This window comes from Paenibacillus macerans, from assembly GCF_900454495.1.
Lineage (GTDB): Bacteria > Bacillota > Bacilli > Paenibacillales > Paenibacillaceae > Fontibacillus > Fontibacillus macerans.
Genome location: NZ_UGSI01000001.1, coordinates 4,415,208 through 4,432,942, shown reverse-complemented (window position 1 = coordinate 4,432,942; position 17,735 = coordinate 4,415,208). Strand labels below are relative to the sequence as shown.

Here is a 17,735-nt window from a genome sequence, read left to right as displayed (position 1 = left end):
GTGTGAGCGGATGAAAAAAACATGGCTGCTGGGACTGGGCTTCTTCAGCATCAGCTTGACCTGGGCGCTGTATAACGCATTTGTGCCGCTGTTTTTGGACGATTATGCGAAAAGCGCCGCTTTGATCGGGTTCATGATGACGATCGACAACTATTTCGCCATCGTGCTGCAGCCATGGATTGGACACCGCAGCGACAAAACGATTACCAGGTTCGGGCGCAGAATGCCTTATCTGTTGATCGGCATGCCGCTCGGCGCCGTATTTGCGGCTTTGATACCGCTGCATACCGGCTTTGTTACGCTCGTTTTGTTTATGGTGCTGATGAACTTGTCGATGAGCTTGTTTCGAGCCCCGACGGTCGCTTTGATGCCGGACATCACGCCGGAGCATTTGCGGACGAAAGCGAACGGGATCATCAACTTGATGGGCGGCATCGGTTCGGTGCTCGCTTTTGGCCTCGGCTCCAAGTTGTACGGAATCGGCTCTTACGTGCCCTTTTTGTTTGCCGGGATCGTGATGCTCATCTGCCTGGCGGTGCTGAAAGGGGTGATTCGGGAGCCGGCGGTTTATGGCTTGGGGACCGGGGCTGGGGATGGGGCCATATCTGCCGTATCCGCCGACTCAAAACGCCCTGTGCGGATCAAGGACCAGCTGGACAAAACGACCGTCCTGATCCTGGCGGCGATTTTTTTCTGGTTTGTGGCGTATCAAGGCGTGGAAGCGCTGTTTACGCTGTACGGCACCAAGCAGCTCGGCATGAGCGACAGCGAAGCGTCGTTTTCGCTTACGTTTTTCTCGCTGGCGTTCCTGGCGTTTGCGCTGCCGAGCGGCTGGCTGGGCGCCAGGTTCGGTAAGAAGCCGGTCATTTCGCTGGGGGTGGCCGGGCTGTTCGTCGTTTTCGGTGCGGTCGTTTTCGTGGAGTCCGTGTTTTGGCTGCGGATACTGCTGATCGTCGGGGGGATTTTTTGGGCGTGCATTAACATCAACTCGTATCCGTGGGTGGTGGCGACCGGCTCGGAGGAGAGCATCGGCACCCGCACGGGGATTTATTATTTCGTATCATCGCTGGCCGCCATCACCTCGCCGCCGCTGCTCGGCTGGCTGATCGACGCGTTTGGTTACCCGGCGCTGTTCGTCAGCGCTTCGCTGGGGATGCTGCTTGCGTTGCTCTGTCTGCTGGGTGTGGCGCCGGAACGAAAATCCGCCGGAGGCGGGCCGGTGGACAAGAGGCCGCTTGGCGTGAAGTAACGCGGTGGTTTGCCGGATTATCGCCCTTTGCCACCAAAGAACAGCGGCATCCAGGCTTCGGGCATGAAGTCTTGGAATACCGCAGTTTTTGCTTTATTTACCGTGATGCAAGCCGAGGGCGGCTATCCAGGCAATAAACAGGCTGGCGGTCGCCGCCAAAAAGGCGTCCGAATAAGAGACGGTGTCCAGCAGGTACAGGGGATTCAGAGCATACACGGCTTCCCGGCGGGCGGAAATAAAAGCCCCGATCATGCCGGCTCCCACACCTGCCCCAAGGTATACAGCCCCCTGGAATATGCCCATGCCCACACCGGCCTGTTCTTTGGCCAGCGCGGATAGGACCGTGTCATTGGCGGGGGAATTCGTAAGCGCAAAGGCGATTCCCACGCCCATAACGCCGAGACAAACCCAAACGGAAGAAGCACCTGCGGCAAAGGCGGACAAGTAAAAGGTTGAAATCCCCATCACCGTCACCCCGGAAATAATCACCCGTTTGTTGCCCCAGATAGCTGAAAGACGGCCCGCTAACGGCGATAGAACCGCCACGGCCGCCCCTCCAGGCAATAGGATCATCCCCGCTTGTCCCGGAGAAAGTCCGTTTACCTCCACAACCAACAGCGGAACGAAAACCAGTACGGCAAAATAAGCGAACATCGCAAAGAAAATCACAATTACCGCGCTGACATAAAACCTGTTTTTAAACAAGGCCGGCGGTACAAATGGATGCTCTGCGGCGGCAATGCGCCGGATAAATCCCGCTAAAGCCAGAAGCGATCCCCCCCAGGCTGCCGAAGGAAGAAAACGAAGCAAAACCGGCAGCTTCACCTTGGGTCACGCCAAAAAGAAGCAATCCGGCCGAAAGTCCAAGCCATATTCCTCCGATCAGGTCAAAATTTCGCCGCGGTGCGGCTTCCGTCTCCGGTTGGATCGCCGGGAATACGCGGAGCGTACCGATCACGATCATTGCGGATAGCAGAAACGTAAACCAGAACAGCGACTGCCAGCCTAGCCATTGACCGACGACGCCGCCGAAAATCGGGCCTCCCGCGGTGCCGACCCCAATGGATCCGGCTATGACGCCAAGCGCCGCCCCTCGTTTTGCCGGTGAAAACACTTTTGAAATGGTGATGGCGGACAGAACCGGGATAGCCGACATCCCGGTGCCTTGAACCATCCGCCCCAAAACGAGGAGGGGCAGGTTCGGGGCGAGAGCGCAAAGCAAACTTCCCAACGACAGGACCGATACGGCGAAAGCAAACAGCTTCTTGAGCTCGAAGTAATCCGACATTCGCCCGTAAAATGGCACTCCGATCGCCAGTATTAGCGCTTTTTTTGCTCAGGTCTCTCACTCCAATATGTTAATATGCATACAAAAAGGCGCCGTAAGCCGGCGCCTGGTTTTGCTTCCGCGTTTATTCGGATTTACAGCAAGGCGGCAAAAAGCGATCCCGGCCCGGGCTTGGTATAAGGTTGGACGTAAAAACGCTGCTGGAAAATGGGCAGACGGGTCCCGTTAAAGCCCGATTTGCCGGATTTTTTTACAGATAATTCCGTATAAGCAGGTGCAAATACCGTTCTCATCGCTTTTCGCCTCCTCTCCATATTGTTAATACAAAATTATAGTGACTGCTTCATGAGAATACAACTAAATTATCTGGCCGTGAAGCAGCAAAGGTTCATGGCGCAGCGCCAACGGTCAAGCCGGTTTCCGCTTAGAGCGGAGGGTGAGCCACAATGCGGCCAGCGATACGAGCAGGGCGGCGATGGAGACCACCAGAGTTGCCGTTTCAAGCCCGGACGTGCCGGAGTTTTGCGCCGCGGCGGAGTTGGCGGCGGCTGCGTCCGCGTTGGTGCTGCCGCTTTGGGCGCCAGCTTTCCCGGCGTTCGCGTTCCCGGCACCGTTTGCACCGTCGCCGCTTGCCCCAGTGCCTGCGCCTTCAGGCGCGCCGCTCGCGCTGCCCGCGTTGCTGTCGTGGCCGTGACCGGCATCGGCGTTCGCCGCGCCTCTAGCTTCCGCGCTGATTACCGTCAGCGAATGCGGATAATCGGCGCCTTCGCCGCCGGTCCATTCCACCACGCTGCCGTCGCTATAATACTGGAAGGCGTCCCAAGCCACTTCGGCCGCCTTGTCGGGGTTTTTGGCCACGAAGTCGAATTGCTGGAATTCACCGGGCCCGATTCCGCCGTCCTCGGCGGACCAGGTGACCGCCGTCACGGCGCCGGCATCGTTTTTGGTCAGTTCAACGTCCCAATCCGGAATTGGCCGGTATTGCTTGAACTCAACGCCGTCCGGTATTTTTAGCGCAACCTTGACCGTGGGGATGTCCTTTTCGACGGGGACCTTGATGGTGTAGGTTTGCCAGGCCCCGGGGGCGGATGCTCCGGGACTGACGGTCACATGCGCGCTGGCGACGCCGCCGAAAAGCAGGGTGGCCGCGGCCGCTGAAGCGACAGCGAACCATAGACGGTTTATACGTAATGGAATGGCTCTAAACATGTTGATCCTCTCCTTTTGTTCATTGCATTAATGATTTAGTGGATTATTTACTACCGACCCGCAGCTCCGTATCGTAATCCAGGGTGTCCAGCGATTTCAGCAGGATATGGACGCGGACATTCCAGCGGCCGCCCATCGTAATGATCCCGTCAGCCTGAGCTTGGGGCGGATCGCTGCCAAGCTGCTGGCCGGAGAATCTGATTTCCCGGGCGCCCATATCCATTTCTTTGGAGGTTAACGTCAGCGTAACTTGTTCAATATCCCGGCGGGGCTGGCCGTCAGACCCGACGATTTCCGCACGGAACGTATTGGCTCCCACAAGATTGGGCGTAATGTTGATCGTCACGCGCGACCCGTCCGGGAACTGGTTCGTCAGCTTGGCCGGTCCGGGGTTGGCCGCGGCGGTCGGCAGATTGGCCAGCAGCGCCGCCAGCACGAGAACGGCCAAGCCGAGGGCGAATTCCGTCCAAACCCCGGCTCCCAGCGGCCGGGAGGGCTTGCGTCCGCGCAGAAAGGCCGACAGCCCCAGCGCCAGGCAAACCAGGGTCAGCAGTATTTTCGCCAGCAGCACCTTGCCGTAGTCCGTATGAAAAAGCGCGTACCAGGTAGGCACATGAAGCAGGCTTCCGTATACGGCGGTAACTATCAGGACGGCGACGCAGCCGGCGGCCAGCATTGAGAAGCGCCGGACCGCGCGCCAATAAAGCGGTTGTTGCGGCGAATCCGCGGCGGTAGCCGAGGGCGGGGCGTCCGACCTGCCGAACAAGCCGCCGGTTGCCGCGCCCGGGTCCGGCGCTGGCGCAGGTTCGCGTGCCGTTCCGGCGAGGGCCTCCGCCGGCAGCGGCTTCGGCCGGGCGGCAGCGGCCGGCAGCAAAAACGCCAGCGCGCCCACGCCGCCGAGCCAGATCAGCCCGGCGGCCAAGTGCAGAAAGTCCGCCGTGACGGCGGCGGACTTCACCGAGGCCGTGGCCGCATGGCCGATAAAAGCCTTGGCGAGCAGCAGGCCAAGGCCGGCCGCGAAAGCGAGGGCAAGGAGCAGCCTGCCCGGGCAGGCCTTGTTGCTGAAGGTGCGCAGGAGGAGTATAGTTGCCGCAAGCAATACGGCGAGCAGCACGGCCTGGTACTCCCAGATCTCGCCAAAGCTCGTGTAAGTCAGCGCCTCCCGCAGTCTGTCGGGATCGAACGCATTGCTCCAGCCGCCACCGGCATCGCTGGCGGTTTGCTGCGGCAGGCTAAGCAGAACGCCGGCCGCGGCCGCGGCGTATCCGAGCAGCAGTGCCATACGGCTGCGCCGTTTTAGCCGTTCCGGCACCACACTTGTTCGTTTTCCGGCTGGCAGCAGCCATAAGTGGAACGCAAGAGTTCCCAAATACAAGGCCATGCCGCCGTAAAACAGCCAACGGACCGCCAGCAGGCTCCAGCCGGGAAAGCTGCGCTGATCGGCTGCGCTGTGCTGGGGTACGCTGTTTGCAGCCCCTTGCCCGATTTGAAAAGAAATCGTCCCGGAGACGGGGTGTCCATCGCCGGAAACGACTCTCCATTTGGCCGCGTACACTCCCTCCGGCAGATCCGGCTTCAGCTCAACGCTTAGCCGAGTCGGCTGCTCCGGATCGAACACAGGCTCGCCCGCCGCCTCGCTAATGCCGGACGGCCCGATCACGTCCAACTCGTAAAAGCTTGCTTCGATCGGCTCGTTAAACTCGATCCGGACGGAGCTTGGCGCCTCGTCCAGCGTCTCATCCGCCGCAGGCGCCGAGGAAACGACGTAGGCATGGGCCAGCACGGCGGAAGGGCGGATGCCCAGCACAACGAAACACGCCAACCCCATAAGCAAGGCCCATTTGCACCATCGTGATTTCAACTTCATCCCCCTGCCTTTATCAAAAAAAGTCAATGATAAATTTCACAATAAATACTATTTTACAATAGTTGTCAAAACTTGAATATGACTATAACGGGCTATATGGGACTAACCCTGACCTGATTTTTTGTCGATTGTGTGAAGGTTCAAGTGGGCCTGTTCTCCAGTCTAAACGATGGGTCAAGCTCCAAATCAGCGTTTACCAGCCTGACTGCCTGCTAATTGGAACGGCTAACCGTCCCCCTGCAAAATAGGGGCACTTAAAATAGCGACACTTTATGTGCTTATTATCCGAAACCTAGCATGTGTATCCCCATTAGCGGAATTTTATGTACTTATTTTCCTATACATGGTCCATAATGCGGGCATTCCTTGCGATCTTAAGAAAATAGCGACATAAAATGCCTCTATTTCTCTCAAATGGACGGGATCGCCGAAATAAAGACACTTAATGTCCTTTTTTTTTGTTGGAGTTACTTTCTGGCAACCTGGTTGTTGCGGATACTCTTGCGTAATGCCACGTAATACTTTGCAATACGGCAAAATACGGCGCAAAACAAGAGCACCGCCGGCTGATCGGCGGACTCTTGTTTTGGTGTTCGGCGGCGGCCCGCTGGCCTGTGGAAGTTCGGTCCAAGTTTCACCCGTGCCGTAAGGCTGAACGGATCAGGGCGAGGAATTACGCCCGATTGTTTTGTGAAGCGCCGTTCTAGTTTTGAGCCGGAACAATAAATTACATGCTAACTTTACGTGTTAACTATTTAAAATAGGCCAAGGGTAAGCTACAATGGGTAAGAGTCTACATTTGGAGGAGGAAGGCAAGTGGCAACGAAGATCAAAGCGGGTATCGTAGGATACGGAAATTTGGGACGGGGTGTGGAATTGGCGCTAAAGCAGAATCCCGATTTCCAACTGCAAGCTATTTTTTCAAGAAGAAAACCGGATGAGGTGGCGGCGGCCGGCGGCGTCGTGCACATTTCCGAAATCGAAAAATATAAAGGCGACATTGACGTGCTCATTCTTTGCGGCGGTTCGGCCACGGATTTGCCGGAGCAAGGACCGGAACTGGCGGCCTTGTTCAATACGGTCGACAGCTTTGACACGCATGCCAAAATCCCTGAATATTTCGAAAAAGTCAACGAAGCGGCGACGAAGGCCGGAACGGTCAGCGTGATTTCCACGGGATGGGATCCGGGCTTGTTCTCCTTGAACCGGCTGCTTGCCGAAGCCGTGCTGCCGGAAGGCAAAGAGTACACGTTCTGGGGCAAAGGGGTTAGCCAAGGCCACTCCGATGCGATCCGGCGCGTTGCGGGCGTCAAAGATGGCAAGCAATACACGATCCCGGTAGAAGCGGCGGTCGAACGTGTCCGCAAAGGCGAGAATCCGGAACTGACCACGCGCGAGAAGCATTTGCGCGAATGCTATGTCGTTGCCGAAGCAGGGGCCGACCTGGCCAAAATCGAGCATGAGATCAAAACGATGCCGAACTATTTTTCGGATTATGACACTACCGTTCATTTCATCAGCGAAGAAGAGCTTAAAGCAAACCATTCCACGATGCCGCATGGAGGTATGGTGCTGAGAAGCGGACGGACGGGCAAGGACAGCACCCAGCTGATTGAGTTCGGTCTGAAGCTGGACAGCAACCCGGAGTTTACGGCCAGCGTGCTCGTAGCATATGCCCGCGCGGTGTACAAGCTGTCGCAAGCCGGGGAGTCGGGAGCGAAAACCGTATTCGATATCCCGTTCGGTCTGCTGTCGCCGAAATCGCCGGAGCAGCTTCGCAAAGAATTGCTGTAGTGCGTTAAACAAAAAAAGTACGAAAAATAAGAACAGGCTGTCCTTGCGGATCTTGAAAGATCCTGAGGGCGGCCTTTTTTTGCGGCGTTAGCAAAGAAGGCAAAAGCGAGAATAATGTGAATAAAATCACGAATAATCAAAACTATTATGACAATTTTGCGAACTATTCGAGAACAAGCCCCCATTGTGAACATTTATCAAAATCGCGTTTTTTGCCGGAATTTCGCCGAAAACGAGCTTTAATTGGGATTGCTAGAGGTGTAAAGGACTATTATCACACTCAAAAATAGAAATATTTTACATAATTGACTATCTCTATGAATTGTTATTCGCTGTTCCCTTCCCTAACATTAAATTAGCTGAAAGACGATAGCTGTCACGGTTTGTTCGTGATGGCGTTCACAACGTTCAAAACGTTCATAACGAAGGTTCACAATGAAGAAAGGGGTATCGGTGTCCTATGAAAAGGAAAGGGTTGCTGCTCGTAGTATTTTCAGCCCTTCTTGCGCTGCTGACCGGATGCGATTCGTTAACGGTTTTGAATCCGAAAGGGCCGGTGGCCAAGACCCAATCTGACGTCATTATTTTCTCTATTATTACGATGGCGTTTATTTTGCTTGTTGTTTATGTTCTGTACATCTACATGCTGTCGAAATACCGTGCTTCCAAATTGCCTGCGGATTATGAGCCGCCGCATGAGGAAGGCAGCAAATGGCTGGAAATCACCTGGATCACCATCCCGATCATCATCGTTGCGGTGTTGTCGGTCGTGACGGTCCGCAGTACGGCCGCCGTGGAAAAGGTGCCGGCAGGCTATGAGGATCAGAAACCGCTGGTGATCTACGCGGCGTCCTCCAACTGGAAATGGCATTTCAGTTATCCGGAGGAAGGCATTGAAACGGTAAACTACGTGAATATCCCGACGCACCGTCCGGTGGAATTCCGCCTGTATTCTTACGGGCCGATTACAAGCTTCTGGGTTCCGCAGCTGGGCGGCCAGAAATACGCGATGAGCGACATGGTCAACAAGCTTAACCTCGTTGCCGAGCATGAGGGCTCTTATATGGGCAAAAACTCCAACTTCTCCGGCGAAGGCTTCGCCCATATGGAATTTGAAGCATTGGCGATGTCTCCTTCCGAGTACGACAAATGGGTGGAGGAAGTAAAAACGACGGCACCTGCGCTGACGGAACAGGAATTTGATTCCTTGCTGAACACGGAATTTGTCGGCCGCAAATCGTATTCGTCCACGCATCTGTCGTTCAAACCGGCTCCGGAGGGCGAAAACGCCGGGCATCATCACGGCGGCTCGGAGGAAGGTGCGACGGGTTCCGAAGAAATGGACCACTCCGGGATGGATATGCCCGGCATGGACATGTCGGACATGAACGACTCTTCGATGGATCATTCGACGCATAACTAATCAACGGGAAGGGAGTAGCTTATCATGAAATGGGACGAATTTTTCGTCACTGGGGAACCGATGATTTACGGCGCCATGGTCAGCATCGTTGTCGCGTCGCTGGCAATTCTCATCGGGTTAACCTATTTTAAAAAGTGGGGCTACCTGTGGCGCGAATGGTTGACGACCGTGGACCACAAGCGCATCGGGATCATGTATATCATCTGCGCCCTGCTGATGCTGTTCCGCGGCGGCGTGGACGCGCTCCTGATGCGGGGGCAGCTGGCAGTCCCGGAAAACGGACTTCTTGACGCGCAGCACTACAATGAAATTTTTACGACGCACGGGGTTATCATGATCCTGTTTATGGCGATGCCGTTTGTCATCGGGCTGATGAACGTCGTGATACCGCTGCAAATCGGCGCCCGCGACGTCGCGTTCCCGCGGCTGAACGCCGTCAGTTTTTGGCTGTTTTTCGCCGGAGCGATGCTGTTTAACATCTCCTTCGTCATCGGGGGCTCCCCGGATGCCGGCTGGACCGCTTATTTCCCGCTGGCCAGCATCGAGTTCAGCCCGACGGTAGGGAATAACTACTACGCGATCGCCTTGCAGATTGCCGGTATCGGTACGCTGGCAACCGGTGTCAATTTTGTCGCCACGATTTTGAAAATGCGCGCCCCAGGCATGACGCTGATGAAAATGCCGATGTTTACCTGGTCGGTTCTGGTTACCTGCGTCATTATTATGTTCGCTTTCCCGGTGCTGACCGTGGCGCTGGCGCTCATGATGTTCGACCGGCTGTTCGGCTCGCAGTTCTTTACGATGGCCAACGGCGGGATGGATATGCTCTGGGCCAACCTGTTCTGGGTCTGGGGCCATCCGGAAGTATATATCGTTATTCTGCCCGCATTCGGGATTTATAGTGAAATCATTTCGACGTTTTCGCGTAAAAACCTGTACGGCTACAAATCGATGGTCTTCAGTATGGTCGTCATTTCGCTGCTGTCGTTTATCGTATGGGCGCACCACTTCTATACGATGGGCCATGGCGTGATGGTCAACGGCGTGTTTTCGATTACGACAATGGCGATTGCGGTTCCGACCGGGGTCAAAATCTTCAACTGGCTGTTTACGCTCCGCAAAGGGCGGATCGAATTTACGACGCCGATGCTGTATTCGCTCGCCTTTATTCCGATCTTTACGATCGGCGGCGTCACCGGCGTCATGCTGGCGATGGCGAGCGCCGACTATCAATACCATAACACGATGTTCCTGGTGGCCCACTTCCACTACGTGCTGATTCCGGGTACCGTGTTTGCCGTGATCGCGGGCTTCTACTACTGGTTCCCGAAATTGTTCGGGTTCCGGCTGAACGAACGCCAGGGCAAGCTGGCCTTCTGGATTATCGCGATCAGCTTCAACGTCACTTTTATGCCGCTGTTCTTCCTGGGACTCAAAGGCATGACGCGGCGGATGTACACGTATTCGGAAAGCACCGGCTTCGGTCCGCTGAACTTGATCGCCTCGATCGGCGCCGTCGGTTTGGCGATTGGCTTCATCGTGCTGGTCTACAACATTTACTGGAGCTTCCGGTACGCCGAAAGAGACAAAACCGGCGACCCTTGGAACGCGCGCACTTTGGAATGGAGCACGCACAGTCCGGTGCCGGAGTACAACTTTGCGGTGGTGCCTGAAGTGGACGATCTTGATCCGTTCTGGAAAGCGAAGAAAACCGGCAAGCCGCTGTACAACGGTAAAATTGAAGAGATTCATATGCCGAACAACAGCGGGCAGCCGATTATTTTGGGGATTATCTTCTTCTTCTTCGGATTTTTCATGGTATTCAGCTGGTGGATTCCGGCGATCATTGCCGGCCTTGGCGTAATCGTCATGCTGGCGGTGCGTTCGTTCGAGCGCGATCATGGACGCCACATTCCGGTCAAGGAAATCAAAAAAACCGAAGAAGCCTTGATGCGAAAAGAATCGGAAGCAGGATTGCGGGGTGAACACGCATGAAAATAGATCATTCTTTGCCGCTTGAATACCAGACGGAAGAGAACAGCAATCGGATCTTCGGCTTCTGGCTGTTCCTGGGCGCGGAAATCGTGCTGTTCTGTACGTTGTTTGCCGTTTACCTCACGCTGTGGAACCGTACGGGCAGCGGCCCGGACGGGAAAGAAATTTTCGAAATTGGGCCGGTGCTCGCCGAAACGTTCCTGCTGCTGACCAGCAGCTTCACCTGCGGGCTGGCGGTACACAGCATGCGGCTCGGGATGAAAAAGGCGTTTATGTCCTTCTTCATCATCACGCTGCTGCTAGGCCTCGGCTTCCTCGGCGTGGAAATTACCGAGTTCGTGACGTACGTTGGTGAAGGGGCGACGCTGCAAACGAGCGCCTTCCTGTCCAGCTTGTTCGTTCTGCTCGGCACGCACGGCGCCCACGTGACGCTGGGCCTCTTGTGGGGCACCGGGTTGATGATTCAGGTGAAACGCGAAGGCTTTACGCTGGATACTGCGAACAAATCGTTTATTTTCTCGCTGTATTGGCACTTCCTCGACGTCGTCTGGATCTTCATCTTCAGCTTCGTTTATTTGAAAGGAATGATGTGACATGAAAAAGCTCTTTCCTGTTCAGCACGTCATGGGATATGTATTTTCGCTGATTCTGTCCGTTGTGGCGTTGTCGGTAGTTTTCTGGGATATGCCGATGGCGGTGGGACTCACGATCCTGCTCATTTGCGCGGCGATCCAAATGTCACTGCAGCTGTTCCTGTTCATGCATATCAGCGAGGGCGGCACAAAAACCGCGCTGTTCACCAACATCGGTTACGCCCTGTTCGTCGGCCTGGTCACCGTTTTCGGCACCTTGTTTGCGATGATTTGGGGTTATCAATAAAAAGATGAATGAAGAAAAACCCGTTTGCCGCTTTACAAGTGGCGGCGGGTTTTTTGCTTGTTATTGCGGGAATAGTAAGCGCAGGCGACGGGTTTAGCCGGGGCGTCGTCAAGCGGTTGGCATTGATAAGGAGCGCTTAGTGATGATGAGAAACGCTAATGATGATAAGAAGTCTTTGCCGTGACAAGAGTCGCGTTACGAGGTTCAAGTGCAAAAGTGCACTTCATATTGCGCATGATCTTGCTACCAAGGCGCATGAGATGCAAAAATGCAGTTGGTTAAAGCGAATATGGTAAAATATGGTTGTATAGCTGGGGATGAACTGCACTTTCATTACATTTGAGCCACCTGTTTCGTGGAGTTTCGACGAAATTCGCCTGCACTTTTGCATTTCGTGAAGCTTTGATCGAACGTCCCCTTTTTGCCGGTAGCAGGCTTGAATTATGAACAAACTAGGAAATGAGCGTGAAGTGCAGCGGAACAGGGCAAGCCGGAAAATTTGCAACCACCTCTTTACATACCCCGTGGGGGTATATTATAATGAGTTTGCCACAACAAGTTATGCTGGTTTGAAAGGAGAAGACGTATGGCGGACAATGTTCAGGAACATACACACCATTGTGAAGACCACGGAGTGCAGAACGAGGGCAAAGCTGAGGGCAAAACCGCGGGCAAAACGGTTCGGCGAAGCCACCATTCCGAAGCCTTGAAAAGCAACCTGACCAGCCGATTGAACCGGATCGAAGGGCAAATTCGCGGAATCAAAGGGCTGATCGAAAGAGATACTTACTGTGACGATGTTCTGAATCAGATTGCCGCCGTCCAGTCCGCGCTCAACAGCGTCGGCCGGCTGTTGCTCGAGGGACATATGAGAAGCTGCGTCATCGAACGGATTCAAGCCGGCGAGACGGAAGTGGTGGATGAGCTGCTGGTGACGGTCAATAAGTTAATGAAGTAAATTATCAAAAATTTAGGAGGCAGGAATCATGCAAAATATTACGTTGAACGTGGAAGGCATGTCGTGCAATCATTGCGTCAAGTCGGTGGAAGGAGCCGTTGCGGGATTGGGCGCCACAGGCAAGGTCGATCTGGCGGGCAAAAAAGTCGAAGTTTCTTTTGATGAAAGCAAAGTGACGGTGGATCAAATCAAGGAAGCGATTGAAGAACAGGGATACGACGTTGTTTAATTCAAAAGTCTAAGTTGAAGCAAACCGCTGCGAGTCTGATGCGGAAAACCCGTACGATCAGGCTCGGAATGGGCGGGACACTTTTCTGTCGCCGAAATATACCCCATGGGGGTATTTCGAAGGCGAAAATGCAAACAAACATGGAGGAATCGCTATGGAAAAAGCACTGTCGGCCCCAAACGATCAAGCGACGCTGCAAATCACCGGCATGACCTGTGCCGCCTGCGCGGCCCGGATCGAAAAAGGGCTAAACCGGCTTCCCGGCGTGGAGCAGGCGAACGTGAACCTGGCGCTGGAGACGGCCCAGGTGACATATGAGCCGGGGGAAGTATCGCTGGAGCAAATCATCGATAAAGTTAGCAAACTCGGATACGGAGCCATTCCCAAACCTTCGGAGCAGGAGTCGGAGGACATCCGGGCCCGGGAGATCCGCAAGCAGAGAAACAAGCTGATCGTGTCGGCAGTGTTGGCCTTACCGCTGCTGTGGGCGATGGCCGGGCATTTTTCCTTCACCTCGTGGATCTGGACGCCGGAGCTGTTCATGAACCCCTGGTTCCAGCTGGCGCTGGCAACTCCGGTACAGTTCATTATTGGGCGAGGTTTTTACGTCGGCGCGTACAAGGCGCTGCGCAGCCGCAGCGCCAACATGGATTTGCTGGTCGCGCTCGGCACGTCGGCGGCGTATTTTTACAGTCTATATTTGAGCCTGGACGCCTTGAGTATGCCGCACGGGCATACCCCCCAGCTGTATTATGAGACGAGTTCGATCCTGATCACGCTGATCTTGCTCGGCAAATGGTTCGAAGCGCTGGCTAAAGGGCGTTCCTCGCAGGCGATCAAAACGCTGATGGGGCTGCAGGCCAAGACAGCGCTTGTCGTCAAAGACGGCGTGGAGACGGTCGTGCCGATCGAGGCGGTTGTTCCGGGCGACCTGCTGATCGTAAAGCCGGGCGAAAAAATACCCGTAGACGGTATCGTGGCCGGCGGCTCGTCTGCGGTGGACGAATCGATGCTGACGGGGGAGAGCATTCCGGTCGAGAAAAAAGCAGGCGATCCGGTTATCGGGGCAACCGTGAACAAACACGGCGTGCTGCGTGTTGAGGCCTCCAAGGTCGGCAGGGATACGGCGCTGGCGCAAATCATCCGCGTCGTCGAAGAGGCCCAAGGGTCGAAGGCGCCGATCCAGCGGGTGGCGGACGTGATCTCCGGGATTTTCGTGCCGATCGTCGTCGGGATCGCCGTGGTAACGTTTTTGGTGTGGTTCTTCCTGGTGGCGCCGGGCAGCTTTGCGGAAGCGCTGGAAAAAGCGATCGCCGTGCTCGTGATCGCCTGCCCTTGCGCGCTCGGACTGGCGACGCCGACGTCGATTATGGCCGGTTCCGGGCGGGCCGCGGAGTACGGCATCCTGTTCAAGGGCGGCGAGCATCTCGAGACCGCCCAAGGGCTCGACGCGATCGTGCTGGATAAGACCGGCACGATCACGCGGGGGCAGCCGGAGCTGCGGCAAATCGTCCCGGCCGGGGGCTGGGACGAGGCGAAACTGCTCCGGCTCGTGGGCGCCGCCGAGCGCAGCTCCGAGCATCCGCTCGCGGATGCGGTCGTTGCCGGGGCGCGGGCGCGCGGCCTGGATCTGCCCGAGGCGACCGCCTTTGAGGCGGTGCCGGGGCATGGCATTACGGCGGCCGTACTTGGCCGCCGGGTGCTCGCCGGCACGCGCCGTCTGATGGCGCGGGAAGGCGTCGATGTCTCCGCCGCGCTGCCGGAGATGGCGGCGCTCGAAGCCGCCGGCAACACCGTGCTGCTCATCGCGGCGGACGGCGTCTACGCCGGCATGGTCGCCGTGAGCGATACCGTGAAGGACACGTCCAAAGCCGCGGTGGCGCGGCTGAAGGCGATGGGGCTTCACGTGGTCATGATCACCGGCGACAATGAACGCACGGCGAAGGCGATCGCCGCCGAGGTCGGCATCGACGAGGTGCTCGCCGAGGTGCTGCCGGAAGGCAAAGCCGCCGAAGTCAAAAAGCTGCAGGAGCGCGGCCTGAAGGTGGCGATGGTCGGCGACGGCATCAACGACGCTCCGGCGCTGGCCGTGGCCGATGTCGGTATCGCCATCGGCACGGGCACCGATGTGGCCATGGAGGCGGCCGACGTGACGCTGATGCGCGGCGACCTTGAGGGCGTGCCGGACGCGATCGCGATGAGCAAGCGCACGATGGGCAATATCAAGCAGAACCTGTTCTGGGCGCTCGCTTACAACACGATCGGCATCCCGGTGGCGGCCGCGGGCTTCCTCGCTCCTTGGCTCGCCGGCGCGGCGATGGCCCTCAGCTCGGTCTCCGTGGTGCTGAACGCGCTGCGCCTGCAAAGAGTGAAGCTGTAAGCCTGGGCAGTTGGCTGGGCCAAAGCAGGAAACTGAAGGAGATTGGTATTAACAAGCCCCAAGCGATAGCCGTTCCATATCGGCTTCGCCTGGGGCTTGTTGTTCAGTATCCGCCAATCTATTGGAATTTCTCCAATGAGAGGGGCGCGGGTAATAAGCTTATGCCGCTTAGATCGCTGGAATCTAGCGAATACGGTGAACAAGCTGCTATAAAACATGAAGACATGCAACCGGGGGAGCGGAGGCGCCGCCGGCGTTATTTTCTATGGTAATCAGGTTATGGTTTTTCATAAATGACCCCTTGCTCATAAAGCCCTTGGATAAGCAGTTTCATGAGCTGCACACTGCTGGCGAGCGCAGGCACATCGGGGTGTTTGACACTTTCCGAAAAACTTAGCGACGCTTCGTGCGCTTTGAGCCGGAGCTTGATGTGCGTACCCGGATGCAGTTCCAGCGCCTCGGCCAGGCCGTCCTGCTTGAGGACGGGGCGCAGCAGGCCGGGGTGCGACGCCCGCGCGCGGAACCGCTTGTTCAAGGCGGAATCGGGCAGCGCGGCAGGCCGCAAACGCCCGGAAAGCAAGCCGGGCGCCGGGCGTTTGGCGGAGCAAAGATCGAACTCCAGCTTGCGGCGGGGCCGGTAGCTGTATTTTATGCCGATAACATGCGCTTGGCCGGAGGAACTGGAGCTGGGGTCGGCCAAGGTGACGATGCATTGCCCAAGCTCGTGGGGAAGTCTAACGCGCACATGCTGTCTCGTATATTTCAGCCCATGAAGTTTCGCGGCCGCGTACGTGCCTCCGCCGGTTTTGGCAAATTCCTTCAAAAGCGCTGCCGATTTGGACTCCCACCACGGTTTGCGAATCTGTTTAGTCTGCGTCATGCTTCTCCTCCTCTTTGCCCGGCGCCCGGTTTGAGGGCAGCCTGCCTTCACGGCGCAACGCTTCCCGCAGCAGGTATTCGATATGACCGTTTACGCTTCGGAATTCGTCCGCTGCCCAGCGTTCCAAAGCTTGATACAGGATCGGGTCAAGGCGAAGAGGGAAGCTTTTTTTGCTGGCCATTATGATTGGCGCCCTTTTAGTAAAGCGTGCTTGTGTTGATGACCGGCTGGGCGGAACGGTCGGAAACGACGGCAACGAGCAGGTTGTTGATCATCGCGGCTTTGCGCTCATCGTCCAGCTCCACGACCTGGCCCGCCTGCAGGCGTTCGATCGCCATCTGCACCATCGTGACGGCGCCGTCGACGATTTTCTCGCGCGCGGCGATGATGGCTTCGGCCTGCTGCCGCTGCAGCATGGCGCTGGCGATTTCGGTCGAATACGCCAAATGGGTGAGGCGCGTTTCAATCACTTTAACGCCGGCGATCGCCAGCCGGTTTTGCAGTTCATCGGTCAGCTCCACCGCGATTTCTTCGGTATTGCCGCGCAGGGAGAAGCTTGCCGTGTCCGGCTGGTCGTAAGGGTACTTGCTGGCGACGTGGCGCAGGGCCGCTTCGCTCTGAATTTCCACGAACGTTTCGTATTCATCGACCTCAAACAAGGCTTTCGCCGAATCGACGACCGCAAAAACAACGACGGTTGCGATTTCGATCGGGTTGCCGTTCACGTCGTTGACCTTCAGCTTCGCGCTATTGAAATTGCGTACGCGCAGCGAAACCTTCCGGCGGCTTGAGAGCGGGACGGCCAGGTATAATCCGCTTTTGCGAATGACGCCGAGATAACGTCCGAAAAAAGTCACGACGGCCGCCTGGTTCGGCTGTACAATCGTAAGGCCGGTGAGCAGCACGAAGGCGATGGCGCAGGCGGCGATTCCGCCAATCACGGGCAGCGCGCCGGAAAGCGAGATCAAATAGACGCCGGCGGCCGCGAGTGCCAGGATAAACAGCAAGGCGGCAAAACCGTTCAAATAAGACATTTCTTTTTCCTTATACATACGGGAACACTCCTTCAAAATAATAGAGTCATATTGTATCGATATTGTTATGATATCACTTTTACAATAAAATGTAAATTGCGCATTTTAAAAAAGGGCTGATAACAACAAGTATCCCTGATAATTTCCAGAATTCCCGAAAAGTTCTGGTTTTCGAGCGATACTATCGCCCGCCGAAAATCTAAGGGTTGTACAGCGGCTATTTGCCAAAAAAAGACCTTTTCTAAATTCTAACGGTTGTGATCGCCGGTATTTGCCTGATTCTAAGCAAAAATAGCCGGATTTCAGTGAAATAAACGCTATGGCATCCGTTACAATTTGAAATCAATGCTTCTGGAACAAATAGTGGTTATGGCAACCGTTAGAATCGCTAGTTTTATCAACGCCTGCTTGTCAATCTCATGCCGTAAAAGTTGGGCCGCTAAACTATTTAGTTGTTTATCCTTGTATATATACTTAAATTAAGGAATAATGATTGACTAATCGTCGTATTAATTGTATTTTTAGGTCGTAATTATGTTTTGAACTAAAA

Annotated in this window: 15 protein-coding genes and 1 pseudogene; 9 read left to right on the top strand and 7 right to left on the bottom strand. The window is 55.7% G+C overall.

Annotated features, from left to right (window positions below; all coding sequences use genetic code 11):
* The first annotated feature begins 10 nt into the window (after nucleotides 1-10).
* Nucleotides 11-1,249, top strand: a complete 1,239-nt coding sequence (locus tag DYE26_RS19865; RefSeq protein WP_036626527.1) for an SLC45 family MFS transporter — start codon at nucleotides 11-13, stop codon at nucleotides 1,247-1,249.
* Nucleotides 1,250-1,342: 93 nt separating this feature from the next.
* Here DYE26_RS19865 and DYE26_RS19860 read toward each other — a convergent pair.
* From DYE26_RS19860 to DYE26_RS19850, 4 genes and pseudogenes are all read right to left on the bottom strand, one after another.
* Nucleotides 1,343-2,576, bottom strand: a pseudogene (locus DYE26_RS19860) (MFS transporter); the annotation flags it as partial.
* Nucleotides 2,577-2,671: 95 nt separating this feature from the next.
* On the bottom strand, nucleotides 2,672-2,830 hold the full coding sequence (locus DYE26_RS33560) for a hypothetical protein (RefSeq protein ID WP_155621402.1): 159 nt from the start codon (nucleotides 2,828-2,830) through the stop codon (nucleotides 2,672-2,674).
* 115 nt (nucleotides 2,831-2,945) lie between these two features.
* Nucleotides 2,946-3,746: a YcnI family copper-binding membrane protein gene (locus DYE26_RS19855; protein WP_036626525.1), complete on the bottom strand. Its 801-nt coding sequence runs from the start codon at nucleotides 3,744-3,746 to the stop codon at nucleotides 2,946-2,948.
* A gap of 43 nt (nucleotides 3,747-3,789) precedes the next feature.
* Nucleotides 3,790-5,607, bottom strand: a complete 1,818-nt coding sequence (locus DYE26_RS19850; protein ID WP_164815283.1) for a copper resistance CopC/CopD family protein — start codon at nucleotides 5,605-5,607, stop codon at nucleotides 3,790-3,792.
* 822 nt (nucleotides 5,608-6,429) lie between these two features.
* Between DYE26_RS19850 and DYE26_RS19845 the strand changes: the two genes are divergently transcribed.
* The 8 genes from DYE26_RS19845 (at nucleotide 6,430) to DYE26_RS19810 (ending at nucleotide 15,271) form a co-directional block, all read left to right on the top strand.
* The gene (locus tag DYE26_RS19845; RefSeq protein ID WP_036626521.1) at nucleotides 6,430-7,407 is read left to right on the top strand and encodes a diaminopimelate dehydrogenase; all 978 of its coding nucleotides are present in this window, start codon (nucleotides 6,430-6,432) and stop codon (nucleotides 7,405-7,407) included.
* A 460-nt stretch (nucleotides 7,408-7,867) separates the two neighbouring features.
* On the top strand, nucleotides 7,868-8,830 hold the full coding sequence (gene qoxA / locus DYE26_RS19840) for a cytochrome aa3 quinol oxidase subunit II (protein WP_036626519.1): 963 nt from the start codon (nucleotides 7,868-7,870) through the stop codon (nucleotides 8,828-8,830).
* 24 nt (nucleotides 8,831-8,854) lie between these two features.
* The gene (qoxB, locus tag DYE26_RS19835) at nucleotides 8,855-10,825 is read left to right on the top strand and encodes a cytochrome aa3 quinol oxidase subunit I (RefSeq protein ID WP_036626517.1); all 1,971 of its coding nucleotides are present in this window, start codon (nucleotides 8,855-8,857) and stop codon (nucleotides 10,823-10,825) included.
* Entirely contained in the window at nucleotides 10,822-11,418 is a 597-nt protein-coding gene (gene qoxC / locus DYE26_RS19830; protein ID WP_036626515.1) for a cytochrome aa3 quinol oxidase subunit III, read from the top strand. Before qoxB ends, qoxC begins: the two co-directional genes overlap by 4 nt.
* 1 nt (nucleotide 11,419) lies before the next feature.
* Nucleotides 11,420-11,704: a cytochrome aa3 quinol oxidase subunit IV gene (qoxD, locus tag DYE26_RS19825; RefSeq protein ID WP_036626514.1), complete on the top strand. Its 285-nt coding sequence runs from the start codon at nucleotides 11,420-11,422 to the stop codon at nucleotides 11,702-11,704.
* Between the two features lie 586 nt (nucleotides 11,705-12,290).
* Nucleotides 12,291-12,662: a metal-sensitive transcriptional regulator gene (locus DYE26_RS19820; protein ID WP_036626513.1), complete on the top strand. Its 372-nt coding sequence runs from the start codon at nucleotides 12,291-12,293 to the stop codon at nucleotides 12,660-12,662.
* 28 nt (nucleotides 12,663-12,690) lie between these two features.
* Entirely contained in the window at nucleotides 12,691-12,891 is a 201-nt protein-coding gene (copZ, locus tag DYE26_RS19815; protein ID WP_036626512.1) for a copper chaperone CopZ, read from the top strand.
* A 154-nt stretch (nucleotides 12,892-13,045) separates the two neighbouring features.
* Nucleotides 13,046-15,271 (top strand): heavy metal translocating P-type ATPase, encoded by a 2,226-nt coding sequence (locus tag DYE26_RS19810; protein ID WP_036626511.1) that lies wholly within the window; start codon nucleotides 13,046-13,048, stop codon nucleotides 15,269-15,271.
* A gap of 277 nt (nucleotides 15,272-15,548) precedes the next feature.
* On the opposite strand, the gene DYE26_RS19805 is transcribed toward DYE26_RS19810, so the two are convergent.
* From DYE26_RS19805 to DYE26_RS19795, 3 genes are read right to left on the bottom strand one after another with little or no spacing between them, the layout of a single operon-like run.
* A complete protein-coding gene (locus DYE26_RS19805; protein WP_036626510.1) occupies nucleotides 15,549-16,151 on the bottom strand; it encodes a hypothetical protein in 603 nt (200 codons plus the stop codon).
* A complete protein-coding gene (locus tag DYE26_RS19800) occupies nucleotides 16,138-16,332 on the bottom strand; it encodes a type II toxin-antitoxin system antitoxin (protein ID WP_036626509.1) in 195 nt (64 codons plus the stop codon). The genes DYE26_RS19805 and DYE26_RS19800 overlap by 14 nt, the downstream gene beginning before the upstream one ends.
* Before the next feature lie 16 nt (nucleotides 16,333-16,348).
* Nucleotides 16,349-17,203, bottom strand: a complete 855-nt coding sequence (locus DYE26_RS19795; RefSeq protein WP_036626508.1) for an SPFH domain-containing protein — start codon at nucleotides 17,201-17,203, stop codon at nucleotides 16,349-16,351.
* Between the last annotated feature and the right edge of the window lie 532 nt (nucleotides 17,204-17,735).